Genomic DNA, 22,242 nt, shown 5'->3' with positions numbered 1-22,242 from the left:
CCGGGCACGGCCACCCGGGGCCGTCCGCTCACAGGTGCTCGCCCCGCCACCTGCTCTGCTCGGCCTCCGACGCCTCCTGCTCCGCCAGCGCCACCTGCCGGGTCCGGCGCCGGCGCGGGCCGTCGACCATCGTCTGCGCCCCGGTGGAGGCCACGCCGACGAGCGCCAGCAGCCCCAGCGCGACCAGTTCCGGCACCCGGCTGGACAGCGGCCCGAGGGCCGCGAGCAGCACCACCGTCGCCAGCGGCACCCACCGCACCTCACCCCACGTCCGCCACCCCAGCCCGGCCAGGCCGAGCAGGTAGACGGCCACCCCGCCGTGCAGCACCAGCACCCAGAAGCCGCCCAGCGGCTCACCCCAGGCCGGCGTGCTCGGGTCCGCCGCCTCGGCGAGCATGTCCTTGAGCCCGAGGGCGACGAAGATGATCCCGGCGATCAGCGGCAGGTGCAGGTAGGTGTAGGCGTCCCGGGCGAGGCGCGCCCGGGCGGCGGGTTCCCGGGTGCCGTGCAGCGCCTGCTCCATCGCCAGGGCCAGGGTGTCGAAGTAGGCCCACCACAGCGCCGAGACGACCGCGATGCCGAGCACCGCGGCCACCATCACCGGCCAGCTCAGCGGCAGCTCGGTGAGGAACCGCGTGCCGAAGCCCAGCGCGATGACCGACTCGCCGAGCGCGACCAGCACGATCAGCGCGTGCCGTTCCGCCCAGTGCCCGGCCGACACCACCGCCCAGTACGCGCCGCGCAGCAGCACGCCCGCCCCGTACTCGACCAGGACGGCCGACGACCACAGCAGCAGCCGGAGCCACCCCTCGACGGTGCCGTCGGCGACCCGGTGCGGCACCAGGGCGGCGGTGACCAGCAGCGCGGTCGCGATCACCGGCGGGCTGGCCAGCAGCAGCCACCGCCGGCGGCGGGCCGGGTCGGGCCACTCCACCCAGCCGAGGACCGACAGCTGCGACATCCGGACCACGAAATAGCAACCGGCGAAGACGAGTGGGCCGTTCAACCCGCCCGGCCGGTCCACGAACGCCGTGGGCATGCTCAGCGCGAGCAAAAAGGTGGCGGCCAGGGTGACGAAACCGATCAGCGGCAGCACGCCCTGGTCGGTGCGGACCGCGTTGCCGACCGTGGCGAACCCGGTCCAGCACCACCAGAGCAGCGACAGCACCAGCAGGCAGCCGATCAGGTTGGCAACCGACGGCCGGCTCGACGTCACCGTGGTGACGGTGAGGAAGGCGAACACGAAGACGACGTCGTAGTACAGCTCCAGCCGGGTGGTCCGGGACCCGGGCGCGCCGGGGCGGACCCCCCGCGACCAGCGTTGGCCTCCGCCCGCCGCGCCCGGCCGCCGGTCCGCTGCCCCCACCCCCGCAGTGTCCCAGCCGGCCCGGCGCGGCCGGGGTGGATCGCGCAACCCCCACCCGGGCGGGCGGCCGGTCTAGTGGTCGGACGCCGGCGCGGACCCGTGCTCGGCGAGGAAGGCGTCGCGCAGCTTGCGCCGGGCGTCGCCGAAGAGCACCACCTCGACCGCGATCATCCCGACGCAGACCACGGCGAGCAGCCCGAGGGCGGCCAGCGCCGGCAGCCGGTCGGCGACCGGGATCAGCAGCACCAGCAGCACGGTGGTCACCGCCCGCGGCCGGTTGACCGAACGCATGTTGCGCAGCCGGAAGCCGAGGTGGCCGAGGAGGTAGAGGATCACCCCGCCGTAGAGGGCGTACAGGCCGATGCCGTGCAGCGGGTCGGTCAGCTCGTGCTCGGTGCCGTCGCCCACGTACGACAGGACCTTCTTGAGGCCGAGGGCGAGCAGGATGATGCCGGCCACCATCGGCAGGTGCAGGTACGTGTAGGAGTCGCGGGCCAGCGCGGCCCGCTCGGCGCCCTCGGCCCGGGCCAGCACCCGCTCGGCGGCGATCGACACCACGTCGAAGTAGGCCCACCAGAGCGCCGCCGCCACCGCGACGCCGAGGAACGAGGCGACGATGATGGGCCAGGAGATCGGCAGCGCGGTCACCCCGACCCCGATCGCCACCAGCGACTCGCCGAGCGCGACGATGATGATCAGCCCGTGCCGCTCGGTCCAGTGGGCGGCCGAGTAGACCCGCCAGCCGCTCGCGCCGATGGCCATGATGCCGCCGTAGTCGAGGGCGAGGGCGAGTCCCCAGAGCGCCGTCCGGATGACGTCCTCCTGGCGCGGGGAGTCGGCGAGCTGCTGGGGCAGCAGGGCGGCGGTGAACAGCAGGGTGGCCCCGGCCAGCATCGGCAGGGCCGCCCGCAGCAGTTGCCGGCGCAGCGCGGCGTCGTCCCGGGCCCGGGCGGCGCGCCAGTAGATCACCAGGTGCAGCACCCGGACCACCAGGTAGCCGGCCGCGAAGACGGCCGGCCCGGAGAGCCCGCCGGGCAGGTCGGTGAACGCCTCGGGAATGGTCACCGCGACGACGAACATGGTGCCCATCACCGCGAACAGCGCCACCCGGACCACCCCCTCGTCGGCGCGCACCGTGTTGCCCAGCCAGGCGTAACAGCACCAGCACCACCAGAGCAGGGCCAGCAGGAGCAGCCCGTGCAGCATGCCCCACCAGGTCAGGTCCTTCGCCATCAGCGCGGTCACCTGGGTGAGCGCGTAGACGAAGACCAGGTCGAAGAAGAGCTCCAGCGGGGTGACCGAGGCGCCCTCGGTCACGGCCCGCATCCGCGGCGCGCGCCGCGTCGTACCGCCGTCCGTCACGGCGCACAGTCTGGCAGCCGGGACCGTGGCGTGGCGGCCCCGGTGCGTCCGCCGCGCCGGGCTCAGGCGATGACCGTCGCCTCCCGCCACTGCGGGCGCCCGGCCCGGTCCAGGTCGTAGCGGACCGCGGCGAGCCGGCCCACCGCCTCGACCAGGTCGGCGGCGGGCAGGGTGAAGGGCAGCCGCAGGAAGCGTTCCAGCGTCCCGTCCAGGCCGAACCGGGGGCCGGGCGCCAGGCGTACGCCGACCTCCTCGGCGGCCCGGGCCAGCGCGCTGGAGATCGGCCCGTCCAGCTCGGCCCAGAGGGTGACACCGCCGTGCGGCGCGGTGACCCGCCAGTCGGGCAGGCGCTCCGCGAGCGCGTCGAGCAGGGCGTCGCGCTGCGCGGCGAGCTGGGCCCGGCGGGCGGCGACGATGGTCGGCGCGTCGGCGAGCAGGTGCACCGCGACCAGCTGGTCCAGCACCGGGCTGGCCATGTCGACGCCGACCCGGGCCGCGGCCAGCCGCTGCACCTGCGGCGCGGAGGCGCGTACCCAGCCGATCCGCAGCCCACCCCAGTACGGCTTGCTCATCCCGCCGATGCTGATCACCCGGCTGTGCCGGTCGAAGGTGGCCGCCGGCGGGGGCAGCTCGGTGCCGTCCAGCGGGAGATCCACGAACGACTCGTCGACGACCAGGTCGGTGCCGGCGGTGTGGGCGGCGGCGACCACCCGTTCGCGCAGCTCGGCCGACATCAGGTGACCGGTCGGGTTCTGGAAGTCGGGGATCAGGTAGGCCAGCTTGGGTCGGACCTGGCGGATGCTGCCCAGCAGCAGGTCGGCGTCCCAGCCGGCCCCGTCGACGGCCAGCCCGTGGGTGGTGATCCGGGCCCGCCGGGCGGCCAGGGCGGCCAGCGCGTTCGGATAGGTCGGGGACTCCACCAGCACGCTGCCGCCGGGTGCCAGCGCCAGCCGGAGCACCAGGTCCAGCGCGTGCTGAGTACCGCTGGTCACCATGATCTGCTCGGCGCTGGTGGGCAGCCCCCGCGCGGTGTACGACCGGGCGACCGCCTCCCGCAGCTCGATGATCCCGGTCGGGTGGTAGCCGGCGCCGCCGAGATAGCGGGGCAGGTCCTCGGCGGCGGCGCGGGCGGCCGGCACCAGCTGCGGCGGGGCGGCCAGCGCGGCGACGCCCAGGTCGATCATGTCGCGGTCGTCCAGCGGGGTCCACAACCCGGTGCTGGCCACCCGGTGGGTGCCGGGCAGCATGGTCCAGCTGCCCGCCCCGCGCCGGCTGGCCAGGTGCCCGGTCTCGCGCAGCTGCCGGTACGCGGCGGTGACCGTGGTCCGGCTGATCCGCAGCGCCTCGGCCAGCTCCCGCTCGGCCGGCAGGCGTACCCCGAGGGGGAGCCGGCCGTCGGCGAGCAGGCCGCGGACCGCGGCGGCGAGCGCGGCGTAGTCCGGGCTGCGACGGCGGCCCGGCAGCGCGTGCCACTGCCCCAGCAGCCGAGCCAATTGGGCCCCCCGCACCTGGCTGGTCACGACCACCCCTCCCAAATTGGCTCTTCTCTCGCCACGATTGGCACCTAGGGTGGCATGCATGGCAGCGATTGGCAATCTGCGGCACCGGCCGGTCCGACGGCTCACCCAGCTCTACGTCGGGCTGGTCCTCTACGGCGTCAGCATGGCGCTGATGATCCGCTCCGGCCTCGGGCTGAACCCGTGGGACGTCTTCCACCAGGGCCTGTCCCGACAGACCGGCATCTCGGTCGGCACGGCGAGCATCCTGGTCGGCGCGGTGGTGCTGCTGCTCTGGATCCCGCTGCGGCAGCGGCCCGGGCTCGGCACGGTCAGCAACGTGGTGGTGATCGGCCTGGCCGTGGACGCCACCGTGGCGCTGCTCCCGGAGGACCTGCCGCTGCCGGCGCGGATCGGCCTGCTGATCACCGGCATCGTCGCCAACGGCGTCGCGACCGGCCTCTACCTCGGCGCCGACCTCGGCCCCGGCCCGCGCGACGGCCTGATGACCGGGCTGGTCGCCCGGCGTCCGGGCAGCTCGGTCCGGCTGGTCCGCACCGGCATCGAGGTGACCGTGCTGGCCCTGGGCTGGCTGCTCGGCGGCACGGCGGGCATCGGCACCGTCGCGTACGCCCTCGCCATCGGTCCGCTGGCCCAGTTGTTCACCCCGCTGTTCACCGTCCCGCCTCGGTCCACCCCCGACACCCCGGTGGCCACCCTCGCTGAGCTGCGCTGACGTCACGGCGGGAAAGTAGGTGTTTCCTCCGCCGACCCCGCCGGGCATCATTCGTGCATGGGGGAGAGCGGATGGCGCTGGAACGACGCCTGGATCTTCGTGTCACTGGTGATCGCGAGCGGCGCCGGACGGCACCGCCGCGCGGCGGACACCCGACGGCCGGAGGGCGTCCGGCTGACCGACGTCCTCTCCACCGCGGAGCACCTCAACCAGGCGATCCCGGAGCGGGAGGACGTCGAGGCGGCGGTCCGCCGGCTGGCCGGCGCCGGCCTGGTCAGCGTCTCCGACGGCTGGTTCCGGATCACCCCGGACGGCGAGCGGCTCTGGCGCACCCGGCCGAGCGCGGGCGTGGGGACCACGGTGGACACCGTGCAGGGGGTACTGGTCCGGCGGCACACCCCCGGTAGCGCCGAGTGGCACCTGCCCGAGGAGGACCACGCCGCCGCCGTCCAGGAGTACATCGTCCGGTCGATTCCGGCCCCGCGCCGCTCGCCGGAGGGGCGGACCGGTCGCTGAGCCGCGGCGGCGCGGCGGCGCGGAGGCGCCGGCGGTGGGGCCGGCGGCGCGGGCGGGCTGGCGCGGCGGGGTGACGGCGGGGCCGCGCCACGCGCCTCAGCGCACCGGGTGGCCGGCGGCCTTCAGCGCGTCCTTGACCTCGCCGACGGTCAGCTCGCCGAAGTGGAAGACGCTCGCCGCGAGCACCGCGTCGGCGCCCGCGCCGATGGCCGGCGGGAAGTGCGCCACCTCGCCGGCGCCGCCGCTGGCCACCACCGGCACGTCCACCACCGCGCGGACCGCCTGGATCAGCGCCAGGTCGAACCCGGCCTTGGTGCCGTCGGCGTCCATCGAGTTGAGCAGGATCTCCCCCGCCCCCAGCTCGGCGCCGCGCCGCGCCCACTCGACCGCGTCCAGGCCGGTGCCTCGGCGGCCGCCGTGGGTGGTCACCTCGAACCCGCTGGGCGTGGTGCCCGCCGGAGCCCGGCGCACGTCCAGCGAGAGCACCAGCACCTGCCGGCCGAACCGGTCGGCGATCTCGGCGATGAGCTCCGGGCGGGCGATCGCGGCGGTGTTCACCCCGACCTTGTCCGCGCCGGCCCGCAGCAGCGTGTCGACGTCGGCGACCCGCCGTACGCCACCGCCCACGGTCAGCGGAATGAAGACCGACTCCGCGGTGCGCCGGACCACGTCGAGCATGGTCCCCCGGTCGCTGGAGGAGGCGGTGACGTCGAGGAAGGTCAGCTCGTCCGCGCCGGCCCGGTCGTACGCCGCGGCCAGCTCCACCGGGTCGCCGGCGTCGCGCAGGTCGACGAAGTTGACCCCCTTGACCACCCGCCCGGCGTCCACGTCCAGACACGGAATCACCCGTACCGCCACCGTCATGTGGCGAGCCTATCCAACGGGCACGCGGCGGCGACCGACCTGTGAGGCCGGCCACCGCCGCGCGCCGGATCGGGACTCACACCCGGACGAGCATCTTGCCCAGGTTCTCGCCGCGCAGCAGGCCGAGGAACGCCTCGGGGGCGTTCTCGATGCCGTCGATGATCGTCTCGTCGTACGCGAGCTTGCCGTCGCGCAGCCAGCCGGCGACGTCCCGCACGAACTGCTCGCGCAGGTTGCCGTGGTCACTGACGAGGAAGCCGCGCAGGGTGAGCCGCTTGCCGATGACCATCGCCAGGTTGCGCGGGGCGGCCGGCGGCTCGGTGTCGTTGTACTGCGCGATCATGCCGCAGATGGCGGCCCGGCCGTGCAGGTTCATCGCCGAGATCGCCGCCTCCAGGTGGTCGCCGCCGACGTTGTCGAAGTAGACGTCGATGCCGTTGGGCGCGGCCGCCCTGAGCGAGTCGCGTACCGGGCCGTCGTGGTAGTCGAAGGCGGCGTCGAAGCCGAGCGCCTTGAGCCGCTCGACCTTGGCCGCCGAGCCGGCGCTGCCGACCACGTGCCCGGCGCCCTTGAGCTTGGCGATCTGGCCGACCAGGCTGCCGACCGAGCCGGCGGCGGCGGAGACGAAGACGCTCTCCCCCGGCTTCATGCCGGCCACGTCGAGCAGCCCGGCGTACGCGGTCAGACCGGTCATGCCGAGCACGCTCAGGTACGCGCTCACCGACGCGATCGTCGGGTCGACCGGGCGGGCGGCCTTGGCGTCGAGCAGCGCGTACTCCCGCCAGCCGAGGCCGTGCAGCACGGTGTCGCCGACCTTGACGCCGTCGGCCTCGCTGGCCACGACCGCGCCGACCGCGCCGCCGTCGAGCGGCGCCCCGAGCTGGAACGGCGGGACGTACGACTTCACGTCGTTCATCCGCCCCCGCATGTACGGGTCGACGGACATGAACTGGTTGCGGACCACGATCTGGCCCGGGCCGGGCGTCGGCACCTCGGTCTCGACGAGGCGGAAGTTGTCGGCGGTCGGCCAGCCCTGGGGGCGGGAGGCCAGGTGGATCTCGCGGTTGGTGCTCACGGTGTCGTCCTTTCGTACGCGGGGGGAAGGGCCGGGCGGCGCTCAGGCCGCGGCGGCCTCGCGGACGGTGAGGGCGACCTCGATGTTGCCGCGGGTCGCGTTCGAGTACGGGCAGACCTGGTGGGCCTGCGCGACCAGCTGCTCGGCGGCGGCGCGCTCGACGGCGGGCAGGTCGACCAGGAGGGCGACGGTCAGCCCGAAGCCGCCGCTGCCGTTCGGGCCGATGCCGACCTCAGCCTCGACCACCGAGCCGGAGACGTCGGCCTTGGCCCGGCGGGCGACCAGGCGCAGCGCCGAGTGGAAGCAGGCCGCGTAGCCTGCGGCGAAGAGCTGCTCGGGGTTGGCCGCGCCACCGGCGCCGCCCATCTCCTTCGGGATCGCCAGGTCCAGCTCGACGGTGCCGTCGGAGGTGCGGACGTGGCCGTCGCGGCCGTCGCCGCTGGCGAGGGCGGACGCGGTGTAGAGCACCTGCATGGTCACTGCTCCTTCTGTCGGTGGATCGTCTCGGTGACCCGGGTGAGGGTGTCGCGCAGGGCGATCAGCTCGGCCTCGGTGAGGCCGGTGGCGCGGGCGACCTGCAGCGGCACCTCGTCCATCCGCTGCCGCAGGGCCCGACCGTCGGCGGTGAGCCCCACCTCCACCCGTCGCTCGTCGCGCGCCGACCGGGACCGGACCACCAGGCCCGCCGCCTCCAACCGCTTGAGCAGCGGGGAGAGCGTGCCGGAGTCCAGCCGCAGCGCGGCGCCGAGCTCGGAGACCGTGGGGGCGTCCTCGCGCTCCCAGAGCACCAGCAGCACCAGGTACTGCGGGTAGGTCAGGCCGACCTCGTCGAGGATGGGCCGGTAGACGTCGGTGAGGGCGCGCGACGCGGCGTAGAGCGCGAAGCACACCTGTCGACGTAGCACCAGATCATCGGTCACGGGAAAACTGTAGCCCACGATTGAATTGTGCACAACCGATCTGGCCGGGATGTGGCCCCGCCCACCCGGTCGCCGGGCGGGGCGGCCGGGCTCAGCGCTCGCCGAGCCAGGCCTCCAGCTCCACCTCGACCAGCTGGTCGGGGTCGAGCAGGCCGGCCACCACCACCATCGTCGCCGCCGGACGGACGGCCCCGAACACCGCGTTGTGCGCCCGACCCACCTCGTCGGCGTAGCTCCGGTCGGTCACGTACAGCCGGGTCCGGACCACGTCGCCCGGCTCGGCGCCCACCTCGGCGAGCGCGTCCAGCCCGATCCGCAGCGCCTGCGCGGTCTGCGCCGCGGCGTCGCCGACGTGCGTCACCCGACCGTCCACGGTCGACGTGCAGCCCGCCGTCCACGCCAGGTCGCCCGCCCGGACCACCCGGGCGTAGCCGTAGACGGCCTCCCACGGGCCGCCCGAGCCCAACCGGGTGACGGTCACGCGGCGGCCAGCGTTTCCAGCGCCTGGGCCACGGTGAACGCGCCGGCGTAGAGCGCCTTGCCGGCGATCACGCCCTCCACCCCGATCGGCTCCAGGGTGGCCAGCGCCCGCAGGTCGTCCAGGGTGGACACGCCGCCAGAGGCGATCACCGGGGCGTCGGTGCGCGCGCAGACCTCACGCAGCAGGTCCAGGTTCGGCCCGCGCATGGTGCCGTCCTTGGTGATGTCGGTCACCACGTACCGGGCGGCGCCCGCCTTGTCCAGCCGCTCCAGCACCTCCCACAGGTCACCGCCGTCGCGGGTCCAGCCCCGGGCGGAGAGGGTACGGCCCCGCACGTCCAGCCCGATCGCGACGCGGTCGCCGTACTCGCCGCAGACCCGGTCGCACCACTGCGGGTCCTCCAGCGCGGCGGTGCCGATGTTCACCCGGGCCGCCCCGGTGCCCAGCGCCGCCTGCAACGACTCGTCGTCCCGGATGCCGCCGGAGAGCTCCACCTTCACGTCGAGCTGCCGCACCACCTCGGCGAGCAGGTGCGCGTTGGAGCCCCGACCGAACGCCGCGTCCAGGTCGACCAGGTGGATCCACTCGGCGCCGTCGGCCTGCCAGGCCAGCGCGGCCTCCAGCGGATCGCCGTACGCGGTCTCGCTGCCGGCGGCGCCCTGCACGAGCCGGACGGCCTGGCCGTCGGCGACGTCCACGGCGGGCAACAGGGTGAGGCTCAACTTCTCTCTCCTCGCATCAGATCCGACGGTCCAGCGCGATCACGACGATCGCCGGCAGGACCAGCAGCAGCAGGACGACCAGCACCAGGCGCAACGCCAGATCGTCGACGAACGTCCAGATCCCGAACAACGCGGCCAGGCTCAGGCCGACGATCGCGGCCCGCTCCCCCCGGCTGCGGCGGCCCACCCGGCCGGTGCGACCCCGCCGCCACTGCGGCGTCAGCCGGCGTACCAGCGTGCGGGTGCGCTGCCGGCGGGCCAGCCGGCGCTGGCGCACGACGCGTCCCCGGGCGGCCTCGGCCTCCCGGACGGCGCGGCGGCGGGCCCGCTCCTTGCTCACTGGTTCACCTCAGTTCGCGACTGCGGGGCTCGCAAACCCGGCTCACTCCTCGCGCTCACGCCGTGCCCCGCGGTGTCCCGGCGGCCGGCGTGCCCCGCGCCGGGCCGGCCGGCTCAGCCAACTCAGCCAACCGTGGCCAGCCAGTTGCGCAGGAGGGCGGCCCCGGTGTCGGCCGACTTCTCCGGGTGGAACTGGGCGGCCGACAGCGCGCCCCGCTCCACTGCGGCGACGAAGTCGGTGCCGTGGTGGGCGGTGGTGACCAGAGCCCCGGCGGCGGCCAGCCCGGCGACGTCGTTCACCCCGTACGAGTGGACGAAGTAGAACCGGCTGTCGGCGGGCAGCCCGCCGAGGAGCACCGAGCCGGCCGGCGCGTCGACCGTGTTCCAGCCCATGTGCGGCAGCCGGTCGGCGGGCAGTTTCGTCACCCCGCCGGGCAGCAGCCCGAGCCCCTTGGTGACCACGCCGTGCTCGTCGCCGTGCTCGAAGAGCACCTGCATGCCGACGCAGATGCCCAGCACCGGCCGGCCGGCGGCGACCCGCTCGGCGATCACCGGGCCGGCGCCGAGCGCCTCGATCCCCGCCATGCAGGCGGCGTAGGCGCCCACGCCCGGCACCACCAGGCCGTCGGCCTCGGCGGCGGCGGCCAGGTCGTCGGTGACGGTCACCTCGGCGCCGGCGCGCTCCAGGGCGCGCTCGGCCGAGCGCAGGTTGCCCGAGCCGTAGTCCAGCACCACGATCCTGGTGGTCATCAGCCCTCCCCGGGGAGCAGCCAGAGCACCCCGCCGACGGTGGCGAGCGTGGCAAGCAGCGCCATGATGACCACCGCGCCGCGCGGCGCGCCCTGCTTGTGCAACGACCACGTCCCGCCGACCAGCACACCGGCCAGGATCAGCAGCAGCGTCGGCAGCACCGGCCCCATCAGAGCTCTCCTTCAGTCGCGACTGCGGGGCTCCGCTGCGCTGCACTCCTCGCGCTCATCAGAGCGCACCCTTCGTGCTGGGCACCACGCCGGCCGAGCGCGGGTCGATCGCGGTGGCCTCGCGCAGCGCCCGGGAGACCGCCTTGAACTGCGCCTCCACCACGTGGTGGGCGTCCGGGTGGCCGCCGGGGCGGGCCGCCCGCAGCACGTCCACGTGCAGGGTGATCCGGGCCGACTGGCCGAAGGACTCCCAGATGTGCCGGGTCATGCTGGTGGGGTAGACCGGGCCGATGTACGGCGCGAGCGCCGGCTCGTCGTGCAGCACGTACGGGCGGCCGGAGAGGTCGACGGCGGCGCGGACGAGGACCTCGTCCATCGGCACGGTGGCCGAGCCGTACCGCCGGATGCCGGCCTTGTCCCCCAGCGCCTGGTCGAAGGCGGCGCCCAGGGCCAGCGCGGTGTCCTCCATCGTGTGGTGGGCGTCGATCTCCAGGTCGCCGACGGTGCGCACGGTGAGGTCGAAGCCGCCGTGCCGGGCGATCTGGTGCAGCATGTGGTCGTAGAAACCGACGCCGGTGCTGATTTCGGCCTGGCCGGTGCCGTCGAGGTCGATCTCGACCAGCACCTTGGTCTCCTTGGTGATCCGCTCCACCCGGGCGGTGCGACTCATGTCAGCTTCTCCATTGCGGTGAGGAAGGCGTCGGTCTCGGCCGGGGTGCCGGCGGTGACCCGCAGCCAGCCGGGCAGGCCGACGTCGCGGACCAGCACGCCGGCGTCGAGCAGGGTGCGCCAGGCGACGGCCTGGTCGCCGACCACCTCGAAGAGCACGAAGTTGGCGTCGCTGTCGGCGACCCGGTGGCCGCGGGCGCGCAGCTCGGCGACGATCCGGTCGCGCTGGGCCTTGATCGCGTCGACGGTGCCGAGCAGGGCGTCGCGGTGGGCCAGCGCCGCCCGGGCGGCGGCCTGGGTGAGCGCCGAGAGGTGGTACGGCAGCCGGACCAGCTGCACGGCGGCCACCACCGCCGGGTCGGCGGCCAGGTAGCCCAGCCGGCCGCCGGCGAAGCCGAACGCCTTGCTCATCGTCCGGGTGACCACCAGCCGCGGGTGGCCGGGCAGCACGGCCAGCGCGCTCACCGTGCCGGGGCGGGCGAACTCGGCGTACGCCTCGTCGACCACCACCATGCCGGGGGCGGCGTCGAGCACCGCGGCGACCACCGCCGGGTCCAGCGCGGTGCCGGTGGGGTTGTTCGGCGAGCAGAGGAAGACCACGTCCGGCCGGTGCTCGCGCACCTGGGCCACCGCGTTGTCGACGGTCAGCCCGAAGTCGGCGCCCCGGACCCCCGGCACCCAGCCGGTGCCGGTGCCCAGCGCCAGCAGCGGGTGCATCGAGTACGCCGGGGTGAAGCCGAGCGCGGTGCGCCCCGGGCCGCCGAACGCCTGGAGCAGCTGCTGCTGGATCTCGTTGGAGCCGTTGGCCGCCCAGACCTGCTCGACGGTGAGCCCGTGGCCGAGGTACGCCGCCAGGTCGGCCCGGAGCGCCACCGCGTCCCGGTCCGGGTACCGGTTCAGGTCGCGCAGCTCCGCGGCGAGGGCCTTGCCGATCGCCTCGACCACCGGCTCGGGCACCGGGTACGAGTTCTCATTGGTGTTCAGCCGGACCGCCACGTCGAGCTGCGGCGCCCCGTACGGCCGCAGGCCCCGCAGGTCGTCGCGGAGCGGCAGGTCGTCCAGGGTGGTCACGCCGGCCCCCCGGGGAAGCGGGCCGCGACGGCCTGGCCGTGCGCCGGCAGGTCCTCCACGTTGGCCAGGGTCACCACGTGCGGGGCCACCTCGCGCAGCGCGTCCTCGGTGTACTCCACCAGGTGGATGCCGCGCAGGAAGGACTGCACCGACAGCCCCGAGGAGTGCCGGGCGCAGCCGCCGGTGGGCAGGACGTGGTTGGAGCCGGCGCAGTAGTCGCCGAGCGACACCGGCGACCAGGCGCCGACGAAGATCGCCCCGGCGTTGCGGACCCGCATCGCCCACGCGCGGGCGTCCACGGTCTGGATCTCCAGGTGCTCGGCCGCGTACGCGTCGACCACCCGCAGCCCGGCGTCGAGGTCGTCCACGAGGACCACGCCGCTCTGCTCACCACTGAGCGCGGTGCTGACCCGCTCGGCGTGCTTGGTGGCCGGCACCTGCCGGGCCAGCTCCCGCTCGACCGCTTCGGCCAGCTCGACCGACGGGGTGACCAGCACGCTGGCGGCGAGGGGGTCGTGCTCGGCCTGGCTGATCAGGTCGGCGGCGACGTGCGCCGGGTCGGCGGTGTCGTCGGCCAGGATGGCGATCTCGGTCGGGCCGGCCTCGGCGTCGATGCCGACCACGCCGCGCAGCAGCCGCTTGGCGGCGGTGACCCAGATGTTGCCCGGACCGGTGATCATGTCGACCGGGTCGCAGTGCGCGCTGCCCTCGGCGTCGACCGCCGCGCCGTACGCCAGCATCGCCACCGCCTGGGCGCCGCCGACGGCGTACACCTCGTCGACGCCGAGCAGCGCGCAGGCCGCCAGCACCCGCCCGTCGGGCAGGCCGCCGTTGTCCTGCTGCGGTGGGCTGACCACCACCAGCGAGCGCACCCCGGCCGCCTGGGCGGGGACCACGTTCATCACCACGGTCGACGGGTACATCGCCAGGCCACCGGGGACGTAGAGGCCCACCCGGTCGACCGGCACCCAGCGCTCGGTCACCGTGCCACCGGGGACGACCTGGGTGGTGTGGTCGGTGCGCCGCTGGTCGGCGTGCACCCGGCGGGCGCGCGCGATCGACTCCAGCAGCGCGGCGCGCACCTGCGGGTCGAGCGTCCCCTCGGCCTCGGCGATCGCCTCGGCCGGCACCCGCAGCACCGCCGGGGAGACCCCGTCGAACCGCTCGCTGGCCTCCCGGATCGCCGGATACCCATGCTCCCGGACCGCCTCGACGAGCGGGCGGATCCGCTCGACGGCCACGGAGACGTCGAGCTGGGCACGGGGCAGCAGGCGGCGCGGGTCACGGACACCGCCGCGCAGGTCGATCCGATTCAACACCCTTGCGAGTCTAGGCCGCTTCGTCAGGATCTTTCCGCGCCGCCCGTACCGCGGGAGGCGTGAGCCGGGCCACGCCGCGGGCGTCCGGTCCGACTAGGCTCGACGCGTGACTGCGCGGCTGCCGGTGTTCCCGCTCGCAACGGTGCTCTTTCCCGGACTCGTGCTGCCGCTGCACATATTCGAGGAGCGTTACCGCGCGCTGGTGCGCCACCTGGTCGGGCTGCCCGAGGGGGCGCCCCGCGAGTTCGGCGTGGTGGCGATCCAGGCCGGCTGGGAGGTCGCCCCGGCACCCGGCCGGTCGACCCCCGGCGGCGGTGACGTGACGCTGCACGAGGTGGGGTGCACCGCCGAGCTGCGGCAGGTCACCGAGCTCGACGACGGCGGCTTCGACATCGTCACGGTGGGCCGGCGGCGGTTCCGGATCGCCGACGTGGACCGCTCCTCGGCGCCGTACCTGACCGCGCAGGTCGAGTGGCTGCCCGAGCCGGGCGGCACCGACGAGATCGCCGAGCTGCTCGCGGCCCGGGTGATCGCGGTCTTCCGCCAGTACCTGGGGCTGATCCGGCCCGATCCGGAGGAGATCTCCGAGCAGCTGCCGGAGGACCCGACAGTGCTGTCCCACCTGGTCGCCGCGACGGCCGCGCTCACCGTGGCGGACCGCCAGCGACTGCTCGCCATCGACGACACCGCCACCCGGCTCCGCGCCGAGCTGCGGCTGCTCAACCGCGAGGCGGCTCTGCTGCGTCAGGTGCGGGCGGTTCCGGTGCCGCTGTCGGAGCTGGCGTCGCCCCCGGCCCCCAACTGAGGCCGCCGGGCTCCGGCTCCGGCCGCAGCGACGGCCAGCGCGACCAGCCGGCCAGCAGGGTGTACGTCACGGCCGCGGCGAACGCCGGCAGCAGCACGTCCCCGAAGGGCACCGGCAGGAACCCGAACAGCCACTCGATCCCGCCGGCGCGCAGGTCGGCCGGCTTGCTGAAGGCGGTGCCGTCCGGGGCGTTCTCCAGCAGCCGCCGGTAGCCGGAGAGCCCGACCCGGCGGCCGACCTGCCAGGCGACCAGCGCGGCGCCGAGCGCGCCGAACGCCGCCCCGGCCAGCACGGCGGGGCCCCGGCGGCGGCGCAGCACGACCCAGAGCCCGACCGCGGCGAGCAGCCCGAAGCCGAGCCCGAGCAGGCTGAACCAGCCGTCGGCGGCGATCGGCTGCTCCGGCTGCGGCTGGGCGTAGATGGCGCCCTCGGCGGTCTTGAGCACCGGGGTGTCCGGGGCCACGGCGGCCCAGAGCAGCCCGAGCGGCACGCCCAGGACGGTCAGTGCGAGCACGGTGGCGAGGGTCGCCGCGACGGAGCGGCGGGGCCGGTCGGCCGGCTGCTCCGGGAGGCCGGCGTACGCCGGGGGCCAGGCCGCGGCCGGTCCGCCCGGTTGCGGCCAGGGGCCACCCGGCGTGGCCAGCTCGACCGGGCCCGGCTCGCCGGGCCGCGATCCGGCGTCGGGCGCGCCGGAGAGCGGCGTCCAGCCGTCGTTCACCGTGCGGGCCGGCGGGGCGGGGCCGGCGGGCGCGGCGGCACGGTCCGGCTCGTCGGGACGGTCGACGGACCGGTGCGGATCGGGGGTGTCCGGGCTCACCCGGTGATCCTCTCAGGCGGGGCGGCGACGGGGGGCGCCGGTGGCCGGACACTCCCTCAGCGGGCGAACGGCTCCAGCATCACCGCGGCGGCGCGCAGCCACGCCTGCCGGGTCTCCGGCTGGAGCTGGGGGTACTCGATCGAGGAGCCGGTCTCCAGCGCCGGGTCGTACGGCACCACGGCGACGGCCCGGGTACGGGTGGCGAAGTGCCGTTCCAGGTCGTCCTGGAGCTGGGAGCGGCCGGGCGTCGGGCAGGAGATCAGGGTGACCGCGTTGTCGGCCAGCTCCCCCATCCCCTCCTCGTGCAGCAGGTCCAGCATCCAGTCCGCGCTGAACGCGGCGTCCTCGCGCGGCACGGTGGTCACCACCAGCTGGTCGGCGGCGTGCATGACGGTGCGCCAGTTGGCGCTCTCCACGTTGTTGCCGGTGTCCACGCAGACCACGTCGTGGGTGCGGCGCAGCAGCTCCAGCACCCGCTTGACGGTGAACTGGTCCAGCCGCTGGGCGAACCGGGGGCTCTCCTCGCCGGCCAGCACGTCGTACGAGCCGTCGGAGGCGTGCCGCAGGTAGTCGTCGAGGGACTCCAGCAGTTCGGCGCCCTCCCGGATCTCGATGTGCGCCAGGTCGCTGATCAGGTGCCGGATCGTCCGGGCGTGCCGGGCGCTGCCGGCGCGCAGCCCGAGGGTGCCGCGCAGCTCGTTGTCGTCCCAGGCCAGCACGCCCCGACCGCGGACGCTGCCGACGGTGGCGGCGGCGAGCACGGTGGCGGTGGTCTTGTGCACCCCGCCCTTGGGGTTGGCGAAGGCGAGCACCCGGGGCGTGCCGAGGTCGCGGCGCAGCACGCCGGCGGCCCGCTCCTGCTCGTCCTGCGGGGCCTGCGGGCGCCACTCGATCCGGGCCGGTTCGATCCGCGCCGGCGAATAGCCCCGGTCGGCGGTCACCGCGGGCGGGTACGCCGGCTCGGCGGGCACGGCCGGCTCCGGCGGATAGGTCGGCTCGGGCCGGTACGACGGCTGCGGCGGGTACGCCGGGTCGGCCGGGGCGTAACCGGGTCGGAAGCCGTCGTCGAGCAGCGGGGCGTACCGCGACTCGACCGGCGGCGGCTCGTGCCGGTAGCCGTTGTCCAGCAACGCGTAGCGGGACTCCGCCGGCGACTCGGGCGGGTAACCGGGCTCGGCCCGGTAGGCCGGCTCCGGCGGGTACCCCGGCTCACTCCGGTACGACGGCTCCGGCTGGTACGACGGCTCCGGCTGGTACGACGGCTCCGGCTGGTACGACGGCTCCACCCGGTACGCCGGGTCGATCCGGTAGGTCGCCTCGGCCCGGTAGCCGGGGTCGGTGCCGTACCGGGGCTCGACGGGCGGCACGGCGGCCGAGGCCCGCCCGGACCAGCCGGTGCCCGACCCGCGCCGGGGCAACGCCTCGCGCGCCGGTGGGGGCTCCTCGGGACGGCGGTCGGCCTCCGCCGGCTCGCCGGCGCGACCGCCGCGGGCGCGGTCGAGCAAGGCCCGCCATCGCGGTGCCGGTTCGGCCGACCGGCCCCAGCCGGTCTCGCTGCCGTCCAAGGCTCGCCCTCCCCGCGCCATCGATCTCCGCCTGACAGGCTACGAACGAAACCCTATTCGGACCACACCTGTTGCCGCACATCCCCCATGGGCAATCCTCACCCGCCCGGCGCCGGTGCACCCCCACCGCCGGTGTCCGGCGAGGTCGGAGGCGGTGTGGGCGCCCGCGAGCCGGCCGATCCGCCGGGTGAGGGATCGATCACGTCCCGTGCCTGTTCCGACGAAACGCCCACCGACGGGAAGTCCAGCGCGGTGTCGGCCGGCGGCCGCACCACGTCCCGCTGTTCGGGCAGCGGCGGGAGGACCACCGCCCGGTCCAGCCGGCGCAGCTCCGGGGCCGGGTCCACCGCGCGCACCCCGGGCCGGCCGGCCAGCGTCCGCAGCACGGCCGGGTCGGCGCGCACCACCGCCGCGTAGACGCACGCGCACCCCGCCCGGTACGCCCGCGCCTCCCGCGCGGCGACCTCCGCGCCGGTGGCGTACACCCGGCGCAGCTCGCCGTCGGCGGTGCCGGCGGCGCGGGCCCGCTGGTCGGCGGCCTCCCGGTCCTTGCGCTCGGCCACCGTCGTCATCCCGGCGACCACGTCCTGCGGCAGCAGCTGCGCCGCCAGGCGGACCACCTCGGTCTGCCGGTCGGGCAGCGGCACCCGCGTCACCACCTCGGAGACCGGCGCGTCGGCGAGCACGCCGGGCACCTGCGCCGGCGCGAGGTAGCCGGTGAACGAGACCAGCGCGTACGTCCCGGACGGCGATCCGGACGGCGGCAACGCGGCCAGTTCGGCCGCGGCGGCGCGCACGTACTCGGGGATCCGGTCGCCGGGCCGTACCCCGACCCGGGTGACCTCGCCGACGGTGCGGTCGCCGACCGGCTCCTCCCGGCCCCCCGCCCAGCCGGCGGTGAGCAGCACCGCCCCCACCGCGGCGAGCGCGGCCGAGGTGAGCCAGCGCGGCCGGGCACGGCCGGGCCGGCCCACCGGCGGTGTCGGCCGGTCGGCCGGTGGCGGTACGGCGGCGCTCACCGGCGCGGGCCCCCTGTCGGCTCGGATCGGGTGCGGTTCGGTCGGCTCGGACCGGGTGCGGTCAGTCGCGCAGGATCGCCAGCGCCTGGGCCAGGTCGTCCGGGTACTCGCTGACGAAGGTCACCTCGTCGCCGGTACGCGGGTGCAGGAAGCTCAGCGACCGGGCGTGCAGCCACTGCCGGCCCAACCCGAGCCGGGCCGAGAGGGTCGGGTCGGCGCCGTAGGTGATGTCGCCCACGCAGGGGTGCCGCAGCGTCGAGAAGTGCACCCGGATCTGGTGCGTGCGACCGGTCTCCAGGCGCACGTCGAGCAGACTCGCCGCCGGGAACGCCTCGATGGTGTCGTAGTGGGTGATGCTCGGCTTGCCGCCGGAGACCACCGCCCAGCGGTAGTCGTGGTGCGGGTGCCGGTCGATCGGGGCGTCGATGGTGCCGCGCAGCGGATCGGGGTGCCCCTGCACCACGGCGTGGTAGCGCTTCTCCACCTCGCGGTACTTGAACGCCCGCTTCAACGCGGTGTACGCCTGCTCGCTCTTGGCCACCACCATGATTCCGGTGGTGCCGACGTCGAGCCGGTGCACCACGCCCTGCCGCTCGGCGGCGCCGCTGGTCGAGATCCGGTGCCCGACGGCGGCGAGGCCGCCGATCACGGTCGGCCCGGTCCAGCCGGGGCTGGGGTGGGCGGCCACGCCGACCGGCTTGTCCACCACCACGATGTCGTCGTCGGCGTGGACCACGGTCAGGCCCGGCACCGCCTGCGGCACCACCGTCGGCGGCGCGACCGGGGCGGGCAGCGTCACCTCCAGCCAGGAGCCGGCCTTCACCTTGTGCGAGTTGGGCCGCGCGGCCCCGTCGACCAGCGCGTCACCGGCGTCGACCAGGGCCGCCGCGGCGGTGCGGGAGAGCCCGAAGAGGCGGGACACCGCCTGGTCCAGGCGCATGCCGTCGAGCCCGTCCGGGACGGGCAGGGAACGCTGGTCACCGCCACCGGCGGCGAAGGCCGAGGTCACGCCCGCTCCCGGGGCTGAGCGCCGGTGGCGTCCCGGTCGTTGGCCGCCGCGTCGTCGGCGGCGCCCTGCGTACCGGCCCGGCTGCCGTCCCGCTGCCGGCCGGTCAGTTCGAGCAGCACGGCGAGGAGCACCCCGGAGACCAGCGCGCTGTCGGCCAGGTTGAACACCGGCCAGACCTGCCCGTACGGGTCGAAGAGGCTGACCATGTCCACCACGTGCCCGACGAAGTGGCCGGGGGCGCGGAAGATCCGGTCGGTGAGGTTGCCCAGCGCGCCGCCCAGCACCAGGCCGAGGGAGACCGCCCAGGGCAGGGACCGCAGCCGTACCGCCATCCAGACGATCCAGCCGACCACGCCGATGGTGATCAGCGGGAAGATCCAGGTGTGGTCGGCGCCGATGCTCCAGGCCGCCCCGCTGTTGCGGGTCAGGGTCAGGTAGACCGCGCCGCCGAGCAGGCGTACCGGCCCCCGGTCGTCGAGCGTCACCAGCGCGAGGTGCTTGGTGAACAGGTCGGCCAGCAGGGCCGCGAGGGCGATGCTGGCCAGGACCACGACCGCCTTGCGGCGAGGCGTACCGTCGCCCGGCTCAGCGGTGCCGGATCCGGCGGTCGGTGCTGTGGTCATCGACTCCCCATCGACTGTCCGACGGTGAGCGGTTCACCGTCTCGCGTGTGTCACCGGGGAGCGGACGTCAGCGCCGCTCCTCCAGCTGCTTGCAGGTCACGCAGAGGGTCGCCGACGGGAAGGCGGCGAGCCGCTCGACCGGGATCGGGTTCCCGCACCGCTCGCACCACCCGTAGCCACCCTCGTCGAGGCGCTCCAGGGCCCGCTCGACCTGCGTGATCCGTTCCCGGATGCTGTTGGCGAGAGAGATCTCCTGCTCGCGCTCGAACGTCTTGGTGCCGGTGTCGGCCTGGTCGTCCCCGGCCGAGTCGGTCAGCCGGTCGCGCTGCAGCTCGGTGATCTCGCTCAGCGTCTGATCGTACTCGGCTCGCAGCTCGTCCCGTCGGGCCGCCAGGGCCGCCCGGATCTTCTCGGTCTCCGCCGCGCTGCGGGTGGCCTTCACCGCAGGCTTGCGGCCGGCGGTCCTGGTGTCGGCTGGCTTCGCCATCGTCAGCTCCCTCAGCCGCGTAGCGCGGCGGTCGGCGGTGTCCGGACAGGGGTCACCGGCCTGGCGCCCCCACGTAACAAAACGGGCGCACGGCAACGAGGGCCGCGCACTCCGGAGGTTGGCAAGAATACGGAACGTACAGGCGTCCGACAACGTGGCGCACCGTCGTGCCGCTATTCAGCCCCTGGTAAGCCCTAATTGGGGCAAAGGGAACGCTAGCAGATCAGCCATCCCGATCCTCGCCGTACTCGCCAAACCACCTGGCCAGTCGACCCCGCCGACTGACCGCCCGCAGCCGCCGCTCGACCTCGTCCCGCACCCCGGCGGTCGCCACGATCAACAGGCTGTCGCCTGTCTTGAGCCGGGTGTCCGGGCCGGGCACGAAACCCGCCCCGTCGCGCAGCACCAGGGTCACCGAGGCGCCCACCGGCAACCGCAGCTCGTCCACGTGCACGCCGGCCAGCCGGGAACCCGGCGGCACCTCCAACTGGAGCAGGTCCGCCCGCATCCGCTCCAGCGGCGCCGTCTCCACGTGGATCTCGGCCAGCTCGGCGGGCGCGGTCACCCGCAACCGGCGGGCCGCCGGCGCCAGCGTGCCCGCCTGCAACACCGTGAAGATCACCACCAGGACGAAGACCGCGTCGAAGAGCCGGTCCGCCCCGGGCACCCGCTCGGAGAGCGGGATGGTGGCCAGCACGATCGGCACCGCCCCGCGCAGCCCCGCCCAGGACAGGAACGCCTGCTCGCGCAGGTTGACCCGGAACGGCAGCGCGGCCACCAGCACCGACAGCGGCCGGGCCAGCAGCAGCAGGGCCAGGCCGGCGACCACCGCCGGCAGCACCGCCGCGTTCAGCCGGCTGGGCGTGGCCAGCAGCCCGAGCAGCACGAACAGCCCGATCTGGGCCAGCCAGGCCAGCCCGTCGGCGAAGCCCAGGATGGCCTGCCGGTGCGGCAGCCGGGCGTTGCCGAGCAGCACCCCGGCCACGTACACGGCGAGGAAGCCGGAGGCGTGCAGCACCGCCCCGGCGGCGTACGCCAGCACGGTGAAGCCGACCGCGGCGATCGGGTAGAGCCCGGACGACGGCAGCGCCGCGCGGCGCAGCGCGAAGCGGCCGGTCAGCCCGGCGGCGAGCCCGACCGCCGCTCCGACGCCCAGCTCGTAGCCGACCAGGAACACCTCGTACCACCACGGGTGACCACCCTCGGCGCCGCGGGAGAGCAGCACCACCAGGATCACCACCGGGGCGTCGTTCATCCCGGACTCGGCCTCCAGGGTGGCCACCAGCCGGGGCGGCAGGCGCAGCCGGCGCAGCGTGGCGAAGACCGCCGCCGCGTCGGTGGAGGAGAGCACCGCGCCGTAGAGCAGGGCGAGCCGCCAGTCCAGGCCGAGCAGCAGGTGCACCACCAGGCCGACGACCAGGATGCTGACCAGCACCCCGACGGTGGAGAGGGCGGCGGCCAGCCCGAGCACCGGGCGCAGGGTGCTCCACCGGGCGGTCAACCCGCCCTCCGCGATGATCACGATCAGCGCGCAGAAGCCCAGCACCCGGGTCAGCTCGGCGTCGTCGAAGCGGATGCCGAGGCCGGCCTCCCCGATCGCCACCCCGAGCGCCAGGTAGACCAGCAGACTCGGTACGCCGAGGCGGGTGGAGAAGCGGACCGCGCCGACCGCCACCAGCAGGACGGCGGCGCCGAGCAGCAGCGCGAGGTCCAGCCCCGGCGTCACGGGCCACCGACCCGCAGCGCCCTCACCCGTCCGATCCGTCGCGCAGCCGGCGGAGCACGTCGGTCAACCCGGGGGCCGGACGCTCGACGGTGAACAGCTTGTCGCGGCTGGCCGCGCCGGTGCGCAGCGACACCGCCGCCGGTCGTACGCCCAGCGCCCCGGCCAGCGCTTTGCGGGCCGCCTCGGTGGCCCGCCCGTCCACCGCCGGCGCGTTCACCGCGATCACCAGCGCGGGGCCGTGCGGGCCGTCGAAGCGGCCGCCGACGCGGGCGCGGGAGGCGCCGGGCTTGACGCGTACCGCCACGGTGAGCGGCTCCCCGGTGGGCATCGACGCG

At 75.2% G+C, this 22,242-nt stretch carries 26 protein-coding genes; 3 read left to right on the top strand and 23 right to left on the bottom strand.

The window, feature by feature from the left end:
* Positions 1-28 precede the first annotated feature (28 nt).
* The 3 genes from ACTMS9_RS09110 to yczR all read right to left on the bottom strand — a co-directional run bounded on the left by ACTMS9_RS09110 (position 29) and on the right by yczR (position 4,248).
* Complete coding sequence (locus ACTMS9_RS09110) at positions 29-1,366, bottom strand: low temperature requirement protein A (protein WP_441164655.1); 1,338 nt, start codon at positions 1,364-1,366, stop codon at positions 29-31.
* 72 nt (positions 1,367-1,438) lie between these two features.
* Entirely contained in the window at positions 1,439-2,728 is a 1,290-nt protein-coding gene (locus tag ACTMS9_RS09105; protein WP_441164654.1) for a low temperature requirement protein A, read from the bottom strand.
* Between the two features lie 62 nt (positions 2,729-2,790).
* A complete protein-coding gene (gene yczR / locus ACTMS9_RS09100) occupies positions 2,791-4,248 on the bottom strand; it encodes a MocR-like transcription factor YczR (protein WP_441145166.1) in 1,458 nt (485 codons plus the stop codon).
* A 58-nt stretch (positions 4,249-4,306) separates the two neighbouring features.
* On the opposite strand from yczR, the gene yczE reads away from it, so the two are divergent.
* Together yczE and ACTMS9_RS09090 are read left to right on the top strand one after the other, a co-directional pair.
* On the top strand, positions 4,307-4,960 hold the full coding sequence (gene yczE / locus ACTMS9_RS09095) for a membrane protein YczE (protein WP_441145168.1): 654 nt from the start codon (positions 4,307-4,309) through the stop codon (positions 4,958-4,960).
* 57 nt (positions 4,961-5,017) lie between these two features.
* Positions 5,018-5,476: a hypothetical protein gene (locus ACTMS9_RS09090; RefSeq protein ID WP_154943830.1), complete on the top strand. Its 459-nt coding sequence runs from the start codon at positions 5,018-5,020 to the stop codon at positions 5,474-5,476.
* A gap of 96 nt (positions 5,477-5,572) precedes the next feature.
* Here ACTMS9_RS09090 and hisF read toward each other — a convergent pair whose 3' ends face one another.
* The 12 genes from hisF to hisD form a co-directional block, all read right to left on the bottom strand.
* Complete coding sequence (gene hisF, locus ACTMS9_RS09085; RefSeq protein WP_441145170.1) at positions 5,573-6,340, bottom strand: imidazole glycerol phosphate synthase subunit HisF; 768 nt, start codon at positions 6,338-6,340, stop codon at positions 5,573-5,575.
* Between the two features lie 76 nt (positions 6,341-6,416).
* Positions 6,417-7,415: an NADP-dependent oxidoreductase gene (locus ACTMS9_RS09080; protein WP_441164653.1), complete on the bottom strand. Its 999-nt coding sequence runs from the start codon at positions 7,413-7,415 to the stop codon at positions 6,417-6,419.
* A gap of 42 nt (positions 7,416-7,457) precedes the next feature.
* Positions 7,458-7,889, bottom strand: coding sequence for an organic hydroperoxide resistance protein (locus ACTMS9_RS09075; RefSeq protein ID WP_280838173.1), 432 nt, complete (start codon positions 7,887-7,889; stop codon positions 7,458-7,460).
* A gap of 2 nt (positions 7,890-7,891) precedes the next feature.
* Positions 7,892-8,335 (bottom strand): MarR family winged helix-turn-helix transcriptional regulator, encoded by a 444-nt coding sequence (locus ACTMS9_RS09070; RefSeq protein ID WP_154943836.1) that lies wholly within the window; start codon positions 8,333-8,335, stop codon positions 7,892-7,894.
* A gap of 91 nt (positions 8,336-8,426) precedes the next feature.
* Entirely contained in the window at positions 8,427-8,816 is a 390-nt protein-coding gene (locus ACTMS9_RS09065; RefSeq protein WP_441145174.1) for a RidA family protein, read from the bottom strand.
* The gene (gene priA / locus ACTMS9_RS09060) at positions 8,813-9,538 is read right to left on the bottom strand and encodes a bifunctional 1-(5-phosphoribosyl)-5-((5-phosphoribosylamino)methylideneamino)imidazole-4-carboxamide isomerase/phosphoribosylanthranilate isomerase PriA (RefSeq protein WP_238449452.1); all 726 of its coding nucleotides are present in this window, start codon (positions 9,536-9,538) and stop codon (positions 8,813-8,815) included. The genes ACTMS9_RS09065 and priA overlap by 4 nt, the downstream gene beginning before the upstream one ends.
* 16 nt (positions 9,539-9,554) lie before the next feature.
* A complete protein-coding gene (locus tag ACTMS9_RS09055; RefSeq protein WP_441164652.1) occupies positions 9,555-9,878 on the bottom strand; it encodes a hypothetical protein in 324 nt (107 codons plus the stop codon).
* 122 nt (positions 9,879-10,000) lie between these two features.
* Complete coding sequence (gene hisH / locus ACTMS9_RS09050; RefSeq protein ID WP_441164651.1) at positions 10,001-10,627, bottom strand: imidazole glycerol phosphate synthase subunit HisH; 627 nt, start codon at positions 10,625-10,627, stop codon at positions 10,001-10,003.
* Positions 10,627-10,797: a hypothetical protein gene (locus ACTMS9_RS09045; RefSeq protein WP_170285505.1), complete on the bottom strand. Its 171-nt coding sequence runs from the start codon at positions 10,795-10,797 to the stop codon at positions 10,627-10,629. Before ACTMS9_RS09045 ends, hisH begins: the two co-directional genes overlap by 1 nt.
* A 58-nt stretch (positions 10,798-10,855) precedes the next feature.
* Positions 10,856-11,467, bottom strand: a complete 612-nt coding sequence (gene hisB / locus ACTMS9_RS09040; RefSeq protein WP_154943845.1) for an imidazoleglycerol-phosphate dehydratase HisB — start codon at positions 11,465-11,467, stop codon at positions 10,856-10,858.
* On the bottom strand, positions 11,464-12,537 hold the full coding sequence (locus ACTMS9_RS09035) for a histidinol-phosphate transaminase (RefSeq protein WP_441164650.1): 1,074 nt from the start codon (positions 12,535-12,537) through the stop codon (positions 11,464-11,466). Before ACTMS9_RS09035 ends, hisB begins: the two co-directional genes overlap by 4 nt.
* Positions 12,534-13,856, bottom strand: a complete 1,323-nt coding sequence (gene hisD / locus ACTMS9_RS09030; protein WP_441164649.1) for a histidinol dehydrogenase — start codon at positions 13,854-13,856, stop codon at positions 12,534-12,536. Before hisD ends, ACTMS9_RS09035 begins: the two co-directional genes overlap by 4 nt.
* A 106-nt stretch (positions 13,857-13,962) precedes the next feature.
* On the opposite strand from hisD, the gene ACTMS9_RS09025 reads away from it, so the two are divergent.
* Positions 13,963-14,661, top strand: coding sequence for an LON peptidase substrate-binding domain-containing protein (locus ACTMS9_RS09025; protein ID WP_441145185.1), 699 nt, complete (start codon positions 13,963-13,965; stop codon positions 14,659-14,661).
* Here ACTMS9_RS09025 and ACTMS9_RS09020 read toward each other — a convergent pair.
* From ACTMS9_RS09020 to ACTMS9_RS08985, 8 genes are all read right to left on the bottom strand, one after another.
* Positions 14,576-15,478 (bottom strand): DUF2567 domain-containing protein, encoded by a 903-nt coding sequence (locus tag ACTMS9_RS09020; RefSeq protein WP_441145187.1) that lies wholly within the window; start codon positions 15,476-15,478, stop codon positions 14,576-14,578. The genes ACTMS9_RS09025 and ACTMS9_RS09020 overlap by 86 nt on opposite strands.
* A gap of 56 nt (positions 15,479-15,534) precedes the next feature.
* Positions 15,535-17,064, bottom strand: a complete 1,530-nt coding sequence (locus ACTMS9_RS09015) for an AAA family ATPase (protein ID WP_441164648.1) — start codon at positions 17,062-17,064, stop codon at positions 15,535-15,537.
* 77 nt (positions 17,065-17,141) lie between these two features.
* The gene (locus tag ACTMS9_RS09010) at positions 17,142-18,062 is read right to left on the bottom strand and encodes a hypothetical protein (protein ID WP_441164647.1); all 921 of its coding nucleotides are present in this window, start codon (positions 18,060-18,062) and stop codon (positions 17,142-17,144) included.
* A 61-nt stretch (positions 18,063-18,123) separates the two neighbouring features.
* Complete coding sequence (locus tag ACTMS9_RS09005; protein WP_441145193.1) at positions 18,124-19,071, bottom strand: RluA family pseudouridine synthase; 948 nt, start codon at positions 19,069-19,071, stop codon at positions 18,124-18,126.
* Positions 19,068-19,694, bottom strand: coding sequence for a signal peptidase II (gene lspA / locus ACTMS9_RS09000; protein ID WP_441145195.1), 627 nt, complete (start codon positions 19,692-19,694; stop codon positions 19,068-19,070). Before lspA ends, ACTMS9_RS09005 begins: the two co-directional genes overlap by 4 nt.
* Before the next feature lie 67 nt (positions 19,695-19,761).
* Complete coding sequence (locus ACTMS9_RS08995) at positions 19,762-20,181, bottom strand: TraR/DksA family transcriptional regulator (RefSeq protein ID WP_154943859.1); 420 nt, start codon at positions 20,179-20,181, stop codon at positions 19,762-19,764.
* 223 nt (positions 20,182-20,404) lie between these two features.
* On the bottom strand, positions 20,405-21,907 hold the full coding sequence (locus tag ACTMS9_RS08990) for a potassium/proton antiporter (RefSeq protein WP_441145198.1): 1,503 nt from the start codon (positions 21,905-21,907) through the stop codon (positions 20,405-20,407).
* Between the two features lie 22 nt (positions 21,908-21,929).
* A complete protein-coding gene (locus tag ACTMS9_RS08985; protein WP_210774742.1) occupies positions 21,930-22,235 on the bottom strand; it encodes a DUF167 domain-containing protein in 306 nt (101 codons plus the stop codon).
* Positions 22,236-22,242 lie beyond the last annotated feature (7 nt).

Origin of the sequence: Micromonospora sp. L31 (genome assembly GCF_052068075.1) — a bacterium.
Classification (GTDB): Bacteria; Actinomycetota; Actinomycetes; order Mycobacteriales; family Micromonosporaceae; genus Micromonospora; species Micromonospora purpureochromogenes.
This window is presented reverse-complemented; position numbering and strand designations above follow the sequence as displayed.

Excerpts from the sequence above, each read along its gene's own strand:
- yczE (WP_441145168.1), top strand. The coding sequence starts at position 4,307 with ATGGCAGCGATTGGCAATCTGCGGCACCGGCCGGTCCGACGGCTCACC.
- ACTMS9_RS09090 (WP_154943830.1), top strand. The coding sequence starts at position 5,018 with ATGGGGGAGAGCGGATGGCGCTGGAACGACGCCTGGATCTTCGTGTCA.
- hisF (WP_441145170.1), bottom strand. The coding sequence starts at position 6,340 with ATGACGGTGGCGGTACGGGTGATTCCGTGTCTGGACGTGGACGCCGGG.
- ACTMS9_RS09075 (WP_280838173.1), bottom strand. The coding sequence starts at position 7,889 with ATGCAGGTGCTCTACACCGCGTCCGCCCTCGCCAGCGGCGACGGCCGC.
- hisH (WP_441164651.1), bottom strand. The coding sequence starts at position 10,627 with ATGACCACCAGGATCGTGGTGCTGGACTACGGCTCGGGCAACCTGCGC.
- ACTMS9_RS09045 (WP_170285505.1), bottom strand. The coding sequence starts at position 10,797 with ATGGGGCCGGTGCTGCCGACGCTGCTGCTGATCCTGGCCGGTGTGCTG.
- hisB (WP_154943845.1), bottom strand. The coding sequence starts at position 11,467 with ATGAGTCGCACCGCCCGGGTGGAGCGGATCACCAAGGAGACCAAGGTG.
- ACTMS9_RS09015 (WP_441164648.1), bottom strand. The coding sequence starts at position 17,064 with ATGGCGCGGGGAGGGCGAGCCTTGGACGGCAGCGAGACCGGCTGGGGC.
- lspA (WP_441145195.1), bottom strand. The coding sequence starts at position 19,694 with ATGACCACAGCACCGACCGCCGGATCCGGCACCGCTGAGCCGGGCGAC.
- ACTMS9_RS08995 (WP_154943859.1), bottom strand. The coding sequence starts at position 20,181 with ATGGCGAAGCCAGCCGACACCAGGACCGCCGGCCGCAAGCCTGCGGTG.
- ACTMS9_RS08985 (WP_210774742.1), bottom strand. The coding sequence starts at position 22,235 with ATGCCCACCGGGGAGCCGCTCACCGTGGCGGTACGCGTCAAGCCCGGC.